This window comes from Micromonospora zamorensis (genome assembly GCF_900090275.1).
Taxonomy (GTDB): Bacteria; Actinomycetota; Actinomycetes; order Mycobacteriales; family Micromonosporaceae; genus Micromonospora; species Micromonospora zamorensis.
The window spans coordinates 6,645,074-6,660,875 of the sequence record NZ_LT607755.1 but is presented as its reverse complement, the minus strand read 5'-3'; the positions used below and the strand labels follow the sequence as shown (position 1 = coordinate 6,660,875).

Annotated in this window: 19 protein-coding genes; 5 read left to right on the top strand and 14 right to left on the bottom strand. The window is 70.6% G+C overall.

The annotated features are described in order from the left end of the window. Positions 1 to 80: 80 nt before the first annotated feature. The 4 genes from GA0070619_RS30000 to mqnC form a co-directional block, all read right to left on the bottom strand. Entirely contained in the window at positions 81 to 305 is a 225-nt protein-coding gene (locus GA0070619_RS30000) for a hypothetical protein (protein ID WP_088951124.1), read from the bottom strand. Between the two features lie 87 nt (positions 306 to 392). Then, positions 393 to 1,103, bottom strand: coding sequence for a demethylmenaquinone methyltransferase (locus tag GA0070619_RS29995; RefSeq protein ID WP_088951123.1), 711 nt, complete (start codon positions 1,101 to 1,103; stop codon positions 393 to 395). A 165-nt stretch (positions 1,104 to 1,268) separates the two neighbouring features. Then, complete coding sequence (locus tag GA0070619_RS29990) at positions 1,269 to 2,495, bottom strand: cell wall anchor protein (RefSeq protein ID WP_088951122.1); 1,227 nt, start codon at positions 2,493 to 2,495, stop codon at positions 1,269 to 1,271. Between the two features lie 420 nt (positions 2,496 to 2,915). Then, positions 2,916 to 4,106, bottom strand: coding sequence for a cyclic dehypoxanthinyl futalosine synthase (gene mqnC, locus GA0070619_RS29985; protein ID WP_088951121.1), 1,191 nt, complete (start codon positions 4,104 to 4,106; stop codon positions 2,916 to 2,918). 208 nt (positions 4,107 to 4,314) lie between these two features. On the opposite strand from mqnC, the gene GA0070619_RS32615 reads away from it, so the two are divergent. Genes GA0070619_RS32615 through GA0070619_RS34195 form a run of 3 tightly spaced genes read left to right on the top strand, consistent with a single transcriptional unit; the run spans position 4,315 to position 6,004 of the window. Beyond that, complete coding sequence (locus GA0070619_RS32615; RefSeq protein ID WP_157744106.1) at positions 4,315 to 4,500, top strand: hypothetical protein; 186 nt, start codon at positions 4,315 to 4,317, stop codon at positions 4,498 to 4,500. Continuing rightward, a complete protein-coding gene (locus GA0070619_RS29980) occupies positions 4,500 to 5,267 on the top strand; it encodes a peptidoglycan recognition protein family protein (protein WP_172862140.1) in 768 nt (255 codons plus the stop codon). The genes GA0070619_RS32615 and GA0070619_RS29980 overlap by 1 nt, the downstream gene beginning before the upstream one ends. Before the next feature lie 8 nt (positions 5,268 to 5,275). Then, on the top strand, positions 5,276 to 6,004 hold the full coding sequence (locus GA0070619_RS34195) for a hypothetical protein (protein WP_088951120.1): 729 nt from the start codon (positions 5,276 to 5,278) through the stop codon (positions 6,002 to 6,004). Between the two features lie 228 nt (positions 6,005 to 6,232). On the opposite strand, the gene GA0070619_RS29970 is transcribed toward GA0070619_RS34195, so the two are convergent. The 7 genes from GA0070619_RS29970 to paaA are packed head-to-tail and all read right to left on the bottom strand — an operon-like array spanning position 6,233 to position 10,450. Beyond that, positions 6,233 to 6,634 (bottom strand): hypothetical protein, encoded by a 402-nt coding sequence (locus GA0070619_RS29970; RefSeq protein WP_088951119.1) that lies wholly within the window; start codon positions 6,632 to 6,634, stop codon positions 6,233 to 6,235. Further along, positions 6,631 to 7,740 carry a 1,2-phenylacetyl-CoA epoxidase subunit PaaE gene (gene paaE, locus GA0070619_RS29965; protein ID WP_088951118.1) on the bottom strand — a complete coding sequence of 370 codons (1,110 nt, stop codon included), beginning with the start codon at positions 7,738 to 7,740 and terminating at the stop codon, positions 6,631 to 6,633. The genes GA0070619_RS29970 and paaE overlap by 4 nt, the downstream gene beginning before the upstream one ends. Then, positions 7,737 to 8,213, bottom strand: coding sequence for a 1,2-phenylacetyl-CoA epoxidase subunit PaaD (gene paaD / locus GA0070619_RS29960; RefSeq protein WP_088951117.1), 477 nt, complete (start codon positions 8,211 to 8,213; stop codon positions 7,737 to 7,739). The genes paaE and paaD overlap by 4 nt, the downstream gene beginning before the upstream one ends. After that, positions 8,207 to 8,932, bottom strand: coding sequence for a 1,2-phenylacetyl-CoA epoxidase subunit PaaC (paaC, locus tag GA0070619_RS29955; RefSeq protein ID WP_088951116.1), 726 nt, complete (start codon positions 8,930 to 8,932; stop codon positions 8,207 to 8,209). The genes paaD and paaC overlap by 7 nt, the downstream gene beginning before the upstream one ends. Continuing rightward, positions 8,929 to 9,093 carry a hypothetical protein gene (locus tag GA0070619_RS32610; RefSeq protein ID WP_157744105.1) on the bottom strand — a complete coding sequence of 55 codons (165 nt, stop codon included), beginning with the start codon at positions 9,091 to 9,093 and terminating at the stop codon, positions 8,929 to 8,931. The genes paaC and GA0070619_RS32610 overlap by 4 nt, the downstream gene beginning before the upstream one ends. Then, positions 9,090 to 9,374, bottom strand: coding sequence for a 1,2-phenylacetyl-CoA epoxidase subunit PaaB (paaB, locus tag GA0070619_RS29950; protein ID WP_088951115.1), 285 nt, complete (start codon positions 9,372 to 9,374; stop codon positions 9,090 to 9,092). The genes GA0070619_RS32610 and paaB overlap by 4 nt, the downstream gene beginning before the upstream one ends. Beyond that, positions 9,371 to 10,450 (bottom strand): 1,2-phenylacetyl-CoA epoxidase subunit PaaA, encoded by a 1,080-nt coding sequence (gene paaA / locus GA0070619_RS29945; RefSeq protein ID WP_088951114.1) that lies wholly within the window; start codon positions 10,448 to 10,450, stop codon positions 9,371 to 9,373. The genes paaB and paaA overlap by 4 nt, the downstream gene beginning before the upstream one ends. A gap of 371 nt (positions 10,451 to 10,821) precedes the next feature. Between paaA and GA0070619_RS29940 the strand changes: the two genes are divergently transcribed. Together GA0070619_RS29940 and GA0070619_RS29935 are read left to right on the top strand one after the other, a co-directional pair. Then, positions 10,822 to 11,814 carry a hypothetical protein gene (locus tag GA0070619_RS29940; RefSeq protein ID WP_088951113.1) on the top strand — a complete coding sequence of 331 codons (993 nt, stop codon included), beginning with the start codon at positions 10,822 to 10,824 and terminating at the stop codon, positions 11,812 to 11,814. Beyond that, entirely contained in the window at positions 11,814 to 12,776 is a 963-nt protein-coding gene (locus GA0070619_RS29935; protein WP_088951112.1) for a serine hydrolase, read from the top strand. Before GA0070619_RS29940 ends, GA0070619_RS29935 begins: the two co-directional genes overlap by 1 nt. A gap of 69 nt (positions 12,777 to 12,845) precedes the next feature. Here GA0070619_RS29935 and GA0070619_RS29930 read toward each other — a convergent pair whose 3' ends face one another. The 3 genes from GA0070619_RS29930 to GA0070619_RS29920 all read right to left on the bottom strand — a co-directional run bounded on the left by GA0070619_RS29930 (position 12,846) and on the right by GA0070619_RS29920 (position 15,744). Then, positions 12,846 to 13,697 carry a menaquinone biosynthetic enzyme MqnA/MqnD family protein gene (locus tag GA0070619_RS29930; RefSeq protein WP_088951111.1) on the bottom strand — a complete coding sequence of 284 codons (852 nt, stop codon included), beginning with the start codon at positions 13,695 to 13,697 and terminating at the stop codon, positions 12,846 to 12,848. Continuing rightward, positions 13,649 to 15,046 (bottom strand): MFS transporter, encoded by a 1,398-nt coding sequence (locus GA0070619_RS29925; protein WP_088951110.1) that lies wholly within the window; start codon positions 15,044 to 15,046, stop codon positions 13,649 to 13,651. The genes GA0070619_RS29930 and GA0070619_RS29925 overlap by 49 nt, the downstream gene beginning before the upstream one ends. Positions 15,047 to 15,159: 113 nt before the next feature. Further along, positions 15,160 to 15,744 (bottom strand): ArsR/SmtB family transcription factor, encoded by a 585-nt coding sequence (locus GA0070619_RS29920; RefSeq protein WP_088951109.1) that lies wholly within the window; start codon positions 15,742 to 15,744, stop codon positions 15,160 to 15,162. Positions 15,745 to 15,802 lie beyond the last annotated feature (58 nt).

Sequence of the window (15,802 nt, the reverse complement as noted above, 5' to 3'; positions counted from 1 at the left end):
ACCGGCGTCATACCAGCGCAGGATCAGGGGTACCTAACTCGCCGATGTGACAGTCCCCGACCGTCCACAGCAGTCAGGTGTCAGGCCGAGCTGGAGGCGTCCAGCCCCGCATCGACTCGGATTGTCTCGGGCAGATGCTCACGGAGCGCGCCACCCGCCGCCCGGTCCAGTGCCGCCAACACCTCGGCGACCACCAGCCGGACCTCCACCGGGTCGGCTCCGGCCAACGCGCGCAACTGCGCGATGAGTTCGGCCGCGTCGTCGTCGGTGGCGGCCACCGGGTCCGCCGGGTCTGCTCCGGTCATGCGATCGAGCGTACGGGGCAAAGTGGACTAAAGACTGATATTCACGAAACCTGAATAATGTCCGTGCCGTCCCGTGTCGATCGCGGACTACTCGCGGATGCCCCGATGCAGGGCAACCACACCACCGGTCAGGTTGCGCCACGCCACTCGTCCCCACCCGGCCGCGGCGATCCGCCCGGCAAGCGCGGCCTGCGCCGGCCAGGCCCGGACCGACTCGGCGAGATAGACGTACGCCTCGGGGTTGCTCGACACCGCTCGGGCGACCACCGGCAACGACCGCATCAGGTACGACAGGTAGACCGTCCGGAAGGCCGGGTTGACCGGGGTGCTGAACTCGCAGACCACAAGTCGCCCGCCCGGCCGGGTGACCCGAGCCAGCTCACGCAGGGCCGCGTCGGTGTCGTTGACGTTGCGCAGCGCGAAGGAGATGGTCACCGCGTCGAAGCTGGCATCGGCGAACGGCAACCGCAGCGCGTCGCCGGCCAGCAGCGGCACCTCGGGGCGGGCCCGCTTGCCGGCGTACAGCATGCCCAACGACAGGTCGGCGCCCACCGCGTACGCCCCGGACTGCGCCAGCTCCCGCGTCGAGACGCCGGTGCCGGCGCCCACGTCCAGCACCCGCTCACCCGGCCGCAGCCCCAGTGCCGCCCGGGTGGAGCGACGCCACGAGCGATCCTGACCCAGCGAGATCACCGTGTTGGTCAGGTCGTAGCGCTCCGCCACGCCGTCGAACATCGCGGCGACCTCGTGCGGCTGCTTGTCCAGACTGGCTCGCTGGCCCTGCGGGGTACGGCTCACCCCTCCACTCTGCCAGCCGGCCGACGAGCGCCGCCAGCTGGGTGCGGTGCCGTCGCACGGGTACGCGAAAGGGCGGGGTGGTCGCCCACCCCGCCCTCGCGTCGTGCCCGGTCCGCCGCCGTTGCGCCTCGTGTCGAAGCGCCTCGGCTCAGCGGCGCGGTGTCATCAGTCGGTCGACTTCTCGTCGCCCGGAGCGACCAGGACGACCTTGCGCCGACGGGAGAGCACCAGCAGCGCCCCGCCCACGAGCAGGATGATCGCGCCGATGCCGCCGATCAGGCCGACCTGCACACCGGTCACCGGCAACCCACCACCGTCGGAGCCACCGCCACCGGCGGCCGGCGAGGTGGTGGTGCCCGGCGTGGCCGTTCCGCTCGGCGTGGGCGTCGCGGTCGGCGTGGGCGTGGCGGCCAGGTCCACGAAAGCCTCGAACGTGGTGTGGTTGTCCATCACGTCGACCTCGGTGAACGCCTTCCGCTGAGCCAGGCTGGCCACCTCCGGCTCCTCCTCAGGCTGCCCTTCGGCACCGTCCAGCCCGTACGCGAAGAGGTCACCCTCGTGCAGCACCGGCTCGGTCACGTCGCCGCCGATGGTCACCCGGATGTCCGAGGTGTAGTACTCCCCCGGCTTCACGACCGCACCGGCGTCCTCGCAGAACAGCTGCTGCTTGCCCTGGAATACCTGCTCAAGGCAGCCCTCCGGCTTCTGCGCGAAGGTGACGCCCACCGGCAGGGTCAGGCCGTAGAAGATGCCCGTCGCCTTGCGACTGCCATCGTTGTAGATCGCCCAGTCCAGCGGCACCGTCTCGCCTCGCCGCACCGGACGCAGGTCGGGATCATCGCCCTGGACGCCGTTCACCACGACGTTCGCCTGGACGTCCTGCACCCAACTGGTCAGGTCGTAGCCGGGCTTGGCGACGGTGATCTCGTGCTCGACCTTGTTGTCGCCACGCTTGGGGTCGACGGTGGCCGACTTGATGGTGACCACCAATGTGCCGGCCGCGCCGCGACCACCGGTGGAGAACAGCGGAATGCCGAACTCCTCGCTGGTGCCGGCCGGCAGGTCACCGAGTTCGCAGGTGAACTTCTTGCCCTTCACCTGGCAGCCGTCGGGAACCACGAAGCCGATCTTGTTTTTCAACAACAGGCTGGTGTCCGCGGTGTAGCTGACGCCCTTGGCGGCAACCGAGCTCCGACTGTTGTCGACTCGGAACTTGAACGGCTTGGCCTTGGCCGCGTCGACGCCCTTGGCCAGCTCGTAGCTCAGCGGCACCAGCGCCAGGTCGGCCTGGTCGGCGGCCTGCGCCGGGGCGGCCACGGTGGCCAGGCCACCGGCCGCGAGCAGAGCCACAACGCCGGCGCGCGCCAGGGCCGAGCGGTGGAACGCTGTCATCAGTCCCCCGGGGGTAGGGAAGAAGAATGGTTGCGGAACGGAGCGGACGCTATCGAAGGTCGATCTCTTACGCCAGCGGGCGGGGGTGTTTTCATCCGTCCGGCCCGAGCTGGGCAGACGCTACGGGCGGGATGGTCACCCATCCCGCCCGTACCGCCGTGCGTTATATGAACGACCCTCAGCGGGCCGATGGAGGACAGCCCACGGCCATCAGACCATCCGCCACCAGCACGGTCGCCCCGTTCTCGGCAACCGACTGTGGCAACGGATACGAGGCGCGACGCTAGCCGTCGACGATCATCTCCACCAGCCCTTGACCGGGCAGCCTGACGCTGCGGCGACGGGGACCACCCGTACCGCCGGCATGACCCGGCAGGAGCATGAGCCTCGGTCAGCCGAACGGCCGGACGCCGACCCGCGTCAGTTGACCTCGACCAGCGGCAGGGATTTGCCCGCCCCGCCACCGGGCAGCGCGATCGAGGAGAAGTGTGAGACCACCCGCTCGTCGGTCGGATCGTCGGCCGGCGTGTGGTGCACGGCGAGCCGGTTGTAGAGGGTGTCCCGCTGCGCGGGGATCCGGTCCGCCGAGCGGATCATGCCGATCAGCTCGTGCAGGTTGGAGCGGTGCCGGGCACCGGCGGAGGAGATGACGTTCTCCTCCAGCATGATCGAGCCGAGGTCGTCCACGCCCATGTGCAGCGAGAGCTGCCCGACGTCCTTGCCCGTGGTCAGCCAGGACGCCTGGAGGTGCGGCACGGTCTCGAAGAAGAGCCGGGCCACCGCGACCAGCCGCAGGTATTCCAGCGTGGTCGCCTGGGTGCGGCCCTTGAGGTGGTTGTTCTCCGGCTGGTACGTCCACGGAATGAAGGACCGGAAACCGCCGGTGCGGTCCTGCACGTCACGGATCATGCGCAGGTGCTCGATCCGCTCGGCGTGCGTCTCACCGGTGCCCATCATCATGGTGGCGGTCGACTCGATGCCCTGCCGGTGGGCCAGCTCCATGACCTCCAGCCAGCGCTCGCCCGACTCCTTGAGCGGCGCGATGGCCTTCCGCGGCCGCTCCGGCAGCATCTCGGCGCCGGCGCCGGCGATCGAGTCCAGACCGGCGGTCTTGATCCGGGCGATCGCCTCGTCCAGGCTCACACCGGAGACCTTCGCCATGTGCAGGATCTCGCTGGGGCCGATCGAGTGGATGACCAGCTGCGGGTACGCCTGCTTGACCGAGGAGAACAGCTCCTCGTAGTACTCCACGCCGTAATCCGGGTGATGCCCGCCCTGGAGCATCACCTGGGTCGCGCCCAGCTCGACCGCCTCGCCGCACCGGCGCAGGATCTCCTCGGTCGGGTGGGTCCACCCTTCCTTGTGCTTGGGAGCGCGGTAGAACGCGCAGAACTTGCACGCCGTCACACAGACGTTCGTGTAGTTGATGTTGCGGTCGATCAGGTACGTGACGACGTTGTCGGGGTAGCGCCGCCGGCGCACCGCGTCCGCCGCCTCGCCCAACGCGTGGAAGGGCGCCTCGGTGTAGAGCAGCAGCGCCTCCTCGGGCGTGATCCGCCCGCCGTCCGCGCCACGCTGCAGGATGTCGTCGATCTCCCGGCTCACCGTCACGCCTCCGAGGTTACGCCGCTCGACCATCCAGGCCCTCAGGGGTACGCCGGGCCGTGACCGACCCCCCATTCACCCGGCCCCGACAAGCCCTCGCTCGGATCGGGGACTGTCCGTCACCGGCTGACCGTGACCGGTCGGGATCCACCTGGACAGATTCGGGTGGCGAAGGGACTTACCAGCAGCATATCGAAGATTTACGATGCTTCTCATGATCAACGTAACTCGATCCTCTCCACGGCCCCCCGTCGGGCGACGCACCCTCCTCGGGCTGGTCCCACTCGTGGCCGGCGGCCTGATCCTGGCCACCACGGCCCAGCCCGCCAACGCGGCCAGCGCCGCCGCCGGAGCGGCCCAGCCCGCACCGGAGTGCCTCGCCGACCTGCTGGAGGCCTGATGGCGACCATCCCCTGGCTCGCCACCGTGCTGCGCGAGGCCGGCGTCAGGGTGGTCGAAGAGGGCAACTGGCTGGGCCGGGTGGCCGGCAGCTCGTTCAACCCGATCGGCGTGCTCTGGCACCACACTGCGGCCACCTCCAGCGCCGCCAACCCGCACCCCGCCCTGAACATCTGCATCAACGGCCGGTCCGACCTGCCCGGCCCGCTCTGTCAGGCACTGGTCGACTACAACGGCGTCTTCCACCTCATCTCGGGTGGTCGGGCCAACCACGCCGGCACCAGCGTGGGCAGCGGGCCCATTCCGGCCGGCGACGGCAACGCCCTGATGGTCGGTTGGGAGATCGACTACAACGGGATCAGCCAGGCCATGACCAACGCCCAGTACTCGGCCTCGGTGCTCGCGACCGCCGCCGTGCTGCGCCGGCTCGGCCGCGATGCCACCTACGCCCGGGGCCACCGGGAGACCAGCAACGCCGGCAAGATCGACCCCTCCTTCATCGACCTCGACACGATGCGCGCCGACGTGGCCCGCCAGCTCGCCGGCAACCCTCCCCTCAACCTCTCGGAGAACGACATGAAGCTGATCCAGTCCACCAACCGGGGCATCGCCCTGGTCGGCCCCGGCTACTTCCGCGTGCTCACCACCAACGAGGAGGTGCAGCAGGCAGTCCTGCTGGTCGGCAACCCCCTGATCGGCAACGACCGCCAGTTCGACCTGTGGCGCAGCATCGCCTTCGACGGCCAGGTCAAGGCCCCGTCGGCCTGACACCGAGGATGAACACCTACTCCCGCCGTCAAGCGCTCGCCCTGGCGTCCAGCGGGGCCGCCCTGGTCGCCACCGGCATTGGGGTATCCCAGGCGGCCTCCGGCGAGCCGGCCCAGGCGGCCTGCTCGTCGATCCCGTCGAGCGCCGACGACGCCGTCCTGACCACCGTCTACCGGGTCGCCACCGGGCTGTCGGCCAACGAGCGGGTGCTGCTCGCCGGCTTCGAGGCGGGCTGGGTGGAGTCACGGATGAACAACCTGCCCTGCGGCGACTCCGACTCGCTGGGCGTGTTCCAGCAGCGCCCCTCCCAGGGCTGGGGCACACCCGCGCAGATCCTGAACGTCTCGTACGCGGCCAACTCGTTCTTCGTCCGGGCCATCCCGCTGGCCGCCGCCAACCCCGGCTGGTCTGCCGGGCAGGTCGCGCAGGGCGTGCAACGCTCCGCCTTCCCGGATCGCTACGACGCGGCGCGGGCCACGGCGCAGGCGCTCATCGCCCGCGCGCGCGGGCTGACCACTCCACCCCCGCTCGACCTCTGGAAGGACGACATGAGGCTGATCCAATCCCCGAACCGAGGCATCGCCCTGATCGGCGCCGGCTACTTCCGCCAGCTCTCCAGCACCGAGGAGGTGCAGGCCGCCGTCCTGCTGGTCGGCAACCCCCTGATCGGCAACGACCGCCAGTTCGACCTGTGGCGGAGCATCGCCTTCGACGGCCAGGTCAAAGCCCCGAACTGACCCCCAGGAACCCCAAGATCCGCGCAACTTCGGGGAAAGTGCTCCCTCGACGCGCACGCAGACAGCAGTTTCGGTGAACTTGCGCGGATCTTGGGGCGCGGGCGAGGGCGCAGGTACTGCCCGGCTGGTGCGCGGCGCGGAGGCCCGTGAGGCCGGCAACGACGTGGACCAGGGCGACGGGCGGGACGGGCACCCTTTACGGACACCCCGCGACGCTCGCCCGGCGTCCTAGGCGGTTCGTACCTCGACGTGGATGCCGTAGGTGTCCCGCAGTTCCGCCGCGAACTCCGGCCCTGCCCACGCCGGCACGGACGCCTGCCACCACGGCCGCTCGGAGCGCCCCGGCATCGCCTGCTCGGAGAGCACCGCCCGGAACCGCCCGTCTGCCGCCTCGATCCGCTCCCGGACCCACCCCATCTGCGGAAAGCCCGACAACCGTTCGTCAGTCAGCACCCTCTCGATGGCGTCCCGGATGCTGAGGTCGAACCAGTACTCGTCGAGGTTGTCGTGATAGCCCTCCTCACAGAACTCGACGAACTGCTCCCACCCCTCCACGTAGCTGGTCGGTCGCCGTCCCCCGGTGACCTCGGCGAACCGCTCGACGAACTCCCGGTCGTTCGGCGTCGTCATGCGTCGTAGTCGACAGTGAGCTTGTCGGTCGTCGGGCTGGACTGGCAGGTCAGGACGTAGCCGGCGGCCAGCTCGTCGGGCTCCAGGGCGTAGTTGCGGGCCATCGTGACTGCACCGTCCACGACCTTCGCCTTGCAGGTCGAGCAGACACCACCCTTGCAGGCGTACGGCAGCTCGCCGCGAACCTTCAGGGCGGCGTCCAGCACCCGCTCCTCGCGACCCATGGTGAAGTTCGACGAGCGGCCGTCCAGCACGATGGTCACCTCGGCCCCGGCGCCCACCTGGTCGGTGGGTCGGCGGACCGGCTCCGGCGGTGCGTCGACGTGGAACAGTTCGGTACGCACCGCCGACTCGGGAAGCCCGCGCGCGGTCAGCACGTCCCGGACGTCGACCACCATGCCGTACGGGCCGCAGAGGAACCATTCCTCGACCAGGTCGCCCGGCACGATGCTGCCCAGCAACCGGCCCAGCCTCTCGGCGTCGATGCGCCCGGAGAGCAGTGGTGACTCGCCCTGCTCCCGGGACAGCACGTGCACCAGGTGCAGCCGGGTGGGATAGCGGTCCTTCAGGTCGGCCAGCTCCTCGGCGAACATCACGGTGTTCGCCGTGCGGTTGCCGTACACCAGGGTGAACGTGCTGGCCGGCTCGACGGCCAGGGCGGTCGCGACCAGCCCGAGCACCGGTGTGATGCCGGAGCCGGCGACGACCGCGCCGTAGTGGCGCACCCGGTCCGGCGCGAAGGCCGTCGTGAAGGTGCCCAGCGGCGGCAGCACCTCGACCGTGTCGCCGCCGCGCAGCGCCCCGCAGGCGAACGCCGAGAACGCGCCGCCGGGGATCTCCCGCACCCCGATCCGCAACCGGCCGTGCCGGGTCAGGTCGTCGGGGGTGGAGCAGATCGAGTACGACCGGCGCACGTCCGAGCCGTCCTCAGCCACCCGCCGCACCGTGAGGTGCTGGCCCGCCCGGAAAGCGAATGTGTCCCGCAACTCCTCCGGTACGGCGAACGTGACCGCCACGGAGTCGTCGGTGAGCCGGTCGACGGCCGCGACCGACAACGGGTGGAAGGCCGGCCGGCGACGGACCGGGCGGGTGATGGTGACAGTCACAGCGCCTTCAGGTGGTCGAAGGGTTCGGAGCAGGAACGGCAACGCCACAGCGCCTTGCACGCGGTGGAGCCGAACCGGCTGACCTGCTCGGTCTCCGGCGAACCGCACTGCGGGCAGCGGACCGCGAGGGTCAACGACACCACGCCGGCGGCCGGCACCGGGGCCGGCGGGGCGATCCCGGCGGCGGCCAGCTTGGCCCGCCCACCGTCGGAGATCCAGTCGGTGCTCCACGGTGGGCTGAAGACCGTGCGCACCTCGGCGTCGGCGTGGCCCGCGACCGCGAGCGCGCGGCGGATGTCGGCCCGGATCACGTCCATCGCCGGGCAGCCGGTGTAGGTCGGGGTGATGGTGACGGTGACCCGACCACTGGCCGGATCCTCCTCGACCGCCCGCAGGATGCCCAGCTCGTCGATGGTGATCACCCGGATCTCCGGGTCCACCACCGACGCGGCCGCCTCCCTGGGGTTCACCACTGCGCTCCGGGGTGGGCGCGGTGCAGCACCTGCATCTCGGCGAGCAGGTAGGCCAGGTGCTCGGTGTGCACGCCGGTTCGTCCACCGGCCGGCGCCCAGCCGCTTCCCGGCAGGGTGAGCGTCGCCTCGGCCAGCACCGCGCCGACGGTCTCGTCGAACGCCGGCCGCAGGGTGGCCGGGTCGACCGGCGCCGCCGGGTCCGCGGCGAACAGCTCATGGGTGTACGGCCACACCTGGTCGACGGCGGCCTGCATGCGACGGTGCGACTCCTCGGTGCCGTCGCCGAGCCGTTTCACCCACAGCGCGCCGTGGTCGAGGTGGTACGCCGACTCCTTGCGCGCCTTCGCGCCGATCGCGGCCAACCGCTCGTCCGCGCAGCCGGCCAGTGCCGTGTACAGCGGCAACTGGTACGCCGCCAGGAAGAACAGCTTCGCCATCGTCACCGCGAAGTCGCCGTTGGGCAGCTCGACCAGGAGCGCATTACGGAACTCGCGGTCGTCGCGCAGGTACGCCAACGCGTCCTCGTCCCGCCCCGCGCTCTCCAGTTCGCCCGCGTACGACAGCAGCAGGCGGGCCGCGCCGAGCTGGTCGAGGGCGATGTTGGCCAGCGCCACGTCCTCTTCCATCTCCGGCGCGCGGGTGGTCCACTCGGCCAGACGCTGCGCGGCGATCAACGCGTCGTCGCCGAGGCCGAGGGCGAAGTCGAAGGGCCCGTTCACGCCGCCACCTCGCTACGCTCGGTGGCGGCGTGAAGCGCCGCGCTGCTGAGCTGGCTGGTTCGCTCGCTCCGCTCGCTTCCCGCCACCACCTCGCTGCGCTCGGCGGCGACGCGAAGCGCCGCGCTGCTGAGCTGGCTGGTTCGCTCGCTCCGCTCGCTCACAGGTGGGCCACCCCGTCCGGCACCTCGTAGAAGGTGGGGTGGCGGTAGACCTTGTCGGCGGCCGGGTCGAAGAAGGCGTCCTTCTCGTCCGGGCTGGACGCGGTGATCGCGCCGGCCGGCACCACCCAGATCGACACGCCCTCCTGGCGACGGGTGTAGAGGTCCCGGGCGTTGCGCAGGGCCAGCTCGGCGTCGGGGGCGTGCAGGCTGCCGACGTGGGTGTGCGACAGCCCGCGCCGCGCCCGCACGAAGACCTCCCACAGAGGCGAGTGATCCGTCATGCCGCTACCTTCTCCCGCTGTTCTGCCCGCTTCGCGGCGTACGCCGTGGCGGCCTCCCGTACCCATGCGCCGTCGGCGTGTGCGGCCCGGCGGTGGGCGATCCGTTCCCGGTTGCACGGCCCGTCGCCGGAGATGACCCGCATCAGCTCGTCGTAGTCCGGCTGGGTGTAGTCGTGAGCCTGCCGTTCCTCGTTCCAGCGCAGGTCCGGATCGGGGATGCGCAGCCCGAGGATCTCGGCCTGCTGGACGCACATGTCGACGAAACGCTGCCGCAGGTCGTCGTTCGAGAAGCGCTTGATCTTCCAGGCCATCGACTGACCGGAGTGCGTGGAGTCGCCGTCCGGCGGGCCGAACATGGCCAGCGACGGGTACCACCAGCGGTCCACCGCGTCCTGAGCCATCGCCTGCTGCCCCGGGGTGCCGTGCGCCAGGGTGTGCAGGATCTCGTAGCCCTGCCGCTGGTGGAACGACTCCTCCTTGCAGACCCGGATCATCGCCCGGGCGTACGGGCCGTAGGAGCAGCGGCACAGCGGCACCTGGTTGACGATCGCCGCGCCGTCCACCAGCCAACCGATCGCGCCCACGTCGGCCCAGCTCAGGGTGGGGTAGTTGAAGATCGAGCTGTATTTCTGTCGTCCGTCGAGCAGCAGCCGGACCAGCTCGTCGCGGCTGATGCCGAGGGTCTCGGCGGCGGCGTAGAGGTAGAGGCCGTGGCCCGCCTCGTCCTGCACCTTGGCCAGCAGGATCGCCTTGCGCTTGAGTGACGGCGCCCGGCTGATCCAGTTGCCCTCCGGCTGCATGCCGATGATCTCGGAGTGAGCGTGCTGCGCGATCTGCCGGATCAGCGTCCGGCGGTACGCGTCGGGCATCCAGTCGCGTGGCTCGATCTTCTGCTCGGCGTCGACGACCTCGGCGAAGTACGCGGCCAGGTCCTCGTCCGGGGCTGGGCCGCCACGCCGTCCGCGCGCTGCCGCCGCGCGAAGCTCGGCCTCGGCGGCCTCGACCTCACCCAGCAGGCCGCTACCGGGGGCGTCGTCCGGGGTGCCGTTCGGTGCGGAGAAGTCGTTGCCATACATGACGCTAAGTGTTACAGCTTGCGCCACGTTGCACCAGGGGGTGTAACAGGAATCCGAGGATCCCATCCGTAACGGAATGAGCGCTTTGCGTCACCTGGATCGCCGGGACGTTGCAGTGACTTGGGCCACGAAACAAAGGTGAATCCCCGCAAGAACCGCATACCGGTCCCATATCGCGTCTTTATGGCGGCGTGCCTGGTGTCGGACTCTGGCGGGTCCGGCAACCGGACGTAGACTTTCCGCCGTCACACCGATCGGCTTCAAACGATCGCCGTACGACAGAGGCCACCTCCCCCGGCCTTGGCGATCAGCCGGTTTGTCCGGACAACAAGCCGGTCCCCCCGGCCCTGACACCTGGAGCTCACCCACTCATGCGATCTCGCGTGACCATGGTGCTCGCCATCACGGCGGTCCTGCTCGGCGGCGTCCTACTGGTCCCCGCCGCGTACGCCCGCCTCTCCGACGGCGACAGCAGCGGAGGCGGAGGCGGAGGCGCCGCCTCGACCGTCGCCGCGCCCGCGCCCACCCCGCCGCCGCCGCCCACGCTGGCGGCCGGACCCGTGTCGGTGAGCTTCCAGGGTGAGTTCTTCTCGTGGGCGCTGCTGGACCGCCAGACGGGCACGATCTCCGGATCGCCGAACATGACCGCGACCAGCTCCACCGAGTCGATGATCAAGGCGTGGATCGTCTCCGACTATCTGCGGCAGCTCAAGAACAAGGAGCCGTCCGCAGCGATGAAGGAGATGGCTCGAGTCGCCATCGTCGACAGCAACGACGGGGCTGCCAACAAGGTGCACGCCGCTGCTGGCGGCTCGTACAAGCCCTCCAACAGCAGCACGCCCGACGCGGTGATCCAACGGGCGATCACGATCTGCGGGCTGACCGACACCAAGCGCGGCAACGTCAAGCCGTACACCGGTTACTGGAGCTTCACCCGGATGTCCCCCCGCGACGCGGTCCGGCTCGGCGACTGCATCGCCGACGGTAAGGCCGCCGGGCCCAAGTGGACCAAATGGGTGCTGGACCAGATGAGCAAGGTCCAGGGCACCACCGCCAAGAAGGACCAGAGACCAGACTCCGGCGGTGGACGCTGGGGGATCATCGACGGTCTGCCCAAATCGATCACCGCGCAGGGCCCGGTCAGCATCAAGAACGGCTGGACCCCGATCAACTACGACGGCAACTGGCACGTCAACTGCCTCGCCGTCAACGACAAGTGGAGTCTCGCGGTGATGCTGCGCTACCCGCAGAAGAGCGGTCTGGACTACGGCGCGAAGGTCTGTGCCAGCGTGGCCACCCAGCTGGTCACCCCGCAGCCGGGTGCCGCGCTCAAGGTGCCGCAGCAGCCGGTCGGGAAACTCTGATGGCCGGCAACCGTCGGGCCGCCCGGCGCGAGGGCGCTGACGCGTCCCCCCTTCGCCTGGTCGCGATCGCGGTCATCCTGATCGGCCTGGTGCTGGTGTCGCTGCGGCTGCTGCCCGGGTCGCCGTTCGAGTCGTCCGCCGCCGCCAAGTGGGGCAACGCCGGCACGACGACCAGCGACCGGTCCACCGGCAAGCCCACCGACCGCAGCGCCCGCCAGCCGGCCCCGCCGTCGCCAAGCCCCAGCCCCTCCCTGGCACCGCTGCCGTTCGCGGCCAAGGACCTCGACCTGGACATCGAGGGCTGGTATTCCTGGAGCGTGCTGGACCGCCGGACCGGGCAGATCATCGGCTCCAGGAACATGGGCGAGACCAGCACCACCGCCTCAATGATCAAGTCGTGGATCGTCGCCGACTACCTGCGTCGCGCAGCCGACGCCGGGCAGACGCCGAGCGACGCGAAGCTCGCCGACGCGACGCGGATCATCCGGGACAGCGACAACACCCGGGCCGAACAGTTCTACAACCAGGTCGGCCGGGACGCCTCGATCAAGCGGCTGATCTCCATGTGCAAGTTGACCGACAGCAGCGTCGCCCCCGACCGCGGTTGGAGCCGCACGGCTCTCTCCCCCCGGGACACCGCCCGCCTGGGCAACTGCATCGCCACCGGCACCGCTGCCGGGCCGAAGTGGACCAAGTGGCTGCTCAACGAGATGAAGCTCGTGCGCGGCGCCGGTGACTTCGGCATCCGCAAGGCATTCCCGGCCGCCGAGCAGAAGCAGATCGCCATCAAGAACGGGTGGATCGACCGGACCAGGGAGCAGGAGATGCACATCAACTGCCTGGCCATCGGCGACACCTGGACGATGGGCGTGATGGTGAAGTACCCGATCAACAAGGGCTACGACTACGGCATGAAGAACTGCGAGAAGATCACCGAGGCGCTGCTCCGCCCCGGTGCCTGAGCCCCGCCGGCCCCGGCCGGCTGCTCAGCTGGCCCGCACAGGCTGGCTGGCAGGGGCCGCGCCCGCCGCTCAGCCCGCGAAGAACTCCGGGCCGCCGTCCGGCAGTGCCGGGGCCTCGCCGATGGCGGTAGCCCGCCGGGCCCACTCGCGCAGCCCGGCGACCTGACGGTCGCCGAGGGAGAAGTCCAGGGTCCGGAAGTACGTGGCCAGCGTCTCCGCGTCGAACGTCTCCCACCGGGCCGCCGCCTCGGCGACCTGGTCCAACTCGGCCAGGCAGAGGTCCCGCGAGCGCAGGAACGCCTCGTGCACCTCCTTGACCATGCCCGGATGGGCGGCGGCGAAGTCGCGGCGGACCGCCCAGACGGCGAAGACCATCGGCAGGCCGGTCCACTCCCGCCACGCCTGCCCGAGATCGGTGACGGTCAGGCCCCGCTGGGGCGCCTCGTAGTACGCCCGCAGCGCCACGTCACCGATCAGCACCGCGGCGTCGGCCTCCAGCAGCATCTGGGTCAGGTCCGGCGGGCAACGGAAGTAGTCGGGCCGCACGTTGTACTGCTCGGTGAGCAGCAGTTGAGCCAGCATGACCCCGGTCCGCGACGTCGAGCCGAGCGCCACCCGGGCGCCGTCCAGCTCGGCGAGGGGTCGGGTGGAGACCATGTTGACCGAGAGCACCGGCCCGTCGCTGCCCACCGCCAGGTCCGGCAGGAGCAGAAGCTCGTCGGCGTGCTTCAGGTACTCCAACAGGGTGATCGGGCCGATGTCGAGGTCGCCGGCGACCAGCGCAGCGCTCAACCGGTCCGGTGAATCCTTGTGCAGGTCGACGTCGAGCAGGGCGCCGGAGCGCATCAGACCCCAGTAGATCGGCAGGCAGTTCAGGAACTGGATGTGCCCGACCCGCGGGCGTGCGATGCGCTCAGCCATGACCCGACCGTATCCCCGGCCTCCGGCTCCGGCTCGGCGGGCCGGCCCGAAGTGGCCAACCCCGCATCCGTGCCAGCGGCCTGGGGATGTCGGAGGGCCTCGTCCGGCACCGGCCGTCGTACCGCCCGGGCGACGACCGGCACGAACGCCAACACCACCACGAGCCCGGCCGCGCCCGCTGCGGCGATCAGTGGTCGGGGCGGGACGACCGTGAGCAGCGCCCCGCCGATCAGATAGCCGGCCATCGAGCCACCCTGCACCGCAGCGCCGTAGCTGGCGTACGCCCGGCCGCGCATCGCCTCCGGCACCCGGCGACTGGTGAGCAGGTTGGCGAAGACGTTCTCGCCGCCGTTCGCCGCGCCGGCCACCAGCCAGAGCGGCACGAGCAGGGCGGCCGTCGGCACCGTCGCGGCGATCAGCACCAGCAGGCTGCACATGGCCAGCGTCACCAGCACCCCACGGATGAGCGCCCCGTCGTGGTCGAACCGGCGGGCGAGTCGGGCGGCAATCCAGCTGCCGGGCAGCATGCCGGCCATCCATGCCGCTCCTACCAGGCCGTACGTGGTCGCCGAACCGTGCAGCGTCTCCCGGATGAAGAAGACCTCGATCACGTTGATGCCGCCGATCGCCGCGATCACCACCGCGGTGCTGGCCACCATGACCAGCATCAGCGGGTCACGGCGCAGCCGCCAGCCCATCCCCGTACCGCTCGGGTCGGCCTGGTTCGCGGGGCTTCCCCCGCCCGCCGGCCCGGCCGCGGCGGTGGCGGGCCGCCGGCCGCCCCGCCGGGTCCGCAGGAGCAGGCCCGCGACCACCAGCGCCAGGTAGGTCACAGCATCGAGAAGCAGGGGTACGCGAGTGCCGAACTGCCCCACCAGCAGGCCGGCCAGCACCGGCCCGCCGAGCGCGCCGAGGGAGACGGCGTTCTGACTGATCGCGCTGGCCCGGGGCAGGTCGGCCGGGCGGACCATCGCCGGCAGCAGCGCCGCCAGGCAGGGCTGGGTCACCGCGAGCCCGCAGGCGAGCAGGGCGACGAGGCCCACGACCAGGACCGGGTGCTCGGCGACGGCGAGCAGCGTACAGATGACAGCCTGCGCCAGCCCGACGGTGACCAGCAGTGTGCGGCTGTCCACCCGGTCGGCGAGCCGTCCGGTGAGCGGGGCGAGCACCACCAGGGGCAGGGTGGCCGCGAGCAGCAGCCCCGACACGGCAAGCCCTCCGGCGCCGGAGCCCTGGAGCGCCAGCGCGAGCGCGGTGGCGGCCAGGAAGTCGCCGCAGATCGTGGTGCCACGGGCGGTGGCGGCGAGCCAGACGTCCGACCAGCGCGACGGCTCAGTTGTGAAGGACATACTTCGAAAATAATCCTTCACAACTGATCAGCACAACCCCTGCCGCCGCGACGACGGCGAATGGCCGGTCGGCGATCAACCAGCGTGGGGCTCGGCGCACCGCGACCGTCCAGTCAGGCCAGCGGCACAGCCCGGTACTGCACGGCGACCATGCGGGCCCCCGCCGGAGGATCGGCCTGGCGCAGGCGAGCCCGGTACGGCTGCAGCATGGTCATGACCGCCTGGTTCACCTCGGCCAACTCCTCAGCGGTGAGCAGCAGCAATGTGTCGTTGAAAAGCGCGGCGTCGTACCACTCGGCGGGCTCGTCCCCGGCGCGCCGCAGCCAGTCCCGGGTCCGCTCCATGGCCCGAACGGCATGCGCCTCCACCAGCGCCTGCTCGGCCGCGCGCGCCTCGGGCCCGGCATCGCGACCCGCCTCGACCCACACACTCACACTCGGCACTCGCCACAGCCGCTCGCGCGCGTCCCCGCGACTCGGCGCCTGCTCGACCAGGCCGAACTTCGCCAGCGCGCGCAGGTGATAACTGGTCGCGCTCGGCGACAGACCGACGATCTCCGCGCACTCGGTGGCGGTCCCACCGCTCTCCCGGCTACTCAGGTATTCCATGATCGCGATCCGGGCCGGGTGAGCCATCGCCCGCATCACCTGCGGGTCACTGATCGTCATCCGACGCGAATCGGGGCTGGCCTCGGTCATGAGCCCATGATCCCGGGCGGCTCCCCGACCCGCCATCACCCCCGCTTCTCCCCGACCA

Excerpts from the sequence above, each read along its gene's own strand:
- GA0070619_RS32615 (WP_157744106.1), top strand. The coding sequence starts at position 4,315 with ATGATCAACGTAACTCGATCCTCTCCACGGCCCCCCGTCGGGCGACGC.
- GA0070619_RS29990 (WP_088951122.1), bottom strand. The coding sequence starts at position 2,495 with ATGACAGCGTTCCACCGCTCGGCCCTGGCGCGCGCCGGCGTTGTGGCT.
- GA0070619_RS29935 (WP_088951112.1), top strand. The coding sequence starts at position 11,814 with ATGGCCGGCAACCGTCGGGCCGCCCGGCGCGAGGGCGCTGACGCGTCC.
- GA0070619_RS29980 (WP_172862140.1), top strand. The coding sequence starts at position 4,500 with ATGGCGACCATCCCCTGGCTCGCCACCGTGCTGCGCGAGGCCGGCGTC.
- GA0070619_RS34195 (WP_088951120.1), top strand. The coding sequence starts at position 5,276 with ATGAACACCTACTCCCGCCGTCAAGCGCTCGCCCTGGCGTCCAGCGGG.
- GA0070619_RS29920 (WP_088951109.1), bottom strand. The coding sequence starts at position 15,744 with ATGACCGAGGCCAGCCCCGATTCGCGTCGGATGACGATCAGTGACCCG.
- paaB (WP_088951115.1), bottom strand. The coding sequence starts at position 9,374 with ATGACGGATCACTCGCCTCTGTGGGAGGTCTTCGTGCGGGCGCGGCGC.
- GA0070619_RS29940 (WP_088951113.1), top strand. The coding sequence starts at position 10,822 with ATGCGATCTCGCGTGACCATGGTGCTCGCCATCACGGCGGTCCTGCTC.
- GA0070619_RS30000 (WP_088951124.1), bottom strand. The coding sequence starts at position 305 with ATGACCGGAGCAGACCCGGCGGACCCGGTGGCCGCCACCGACGACGAC.
- paaA (WP_088951114.1), bottom strand. The coding sequence starts at position 10,450 with ATGTATGGCAACGACTTCTCCGCACCGAACGGCACCCCGGACGACGCC.
- GA0070619_RS29930 (WP_088951111.1), bottom strand. The coding sequence starts at position 13,697 with ATGGCTGAGCGCATCGCACGCCCGCGGGTCGGGCACATCCAGTTCCTG.
- GA0070619_RS29970 (WP_088951119.1), bottom strand. The coding sequence starts at position 6,634 with ATGACGACGCCGAACGACCGGGAGTTCGTCGAGCGGTTCGCCGAGGTC.
- GA0070619_RS29925 (WP_088951110.1), bottom strand. The coding sequence starts at position 15,046 with ATGTCCTTCACAACTGAGCCGTCGCGCTGGTCGGACGTCTGGCTCGCC.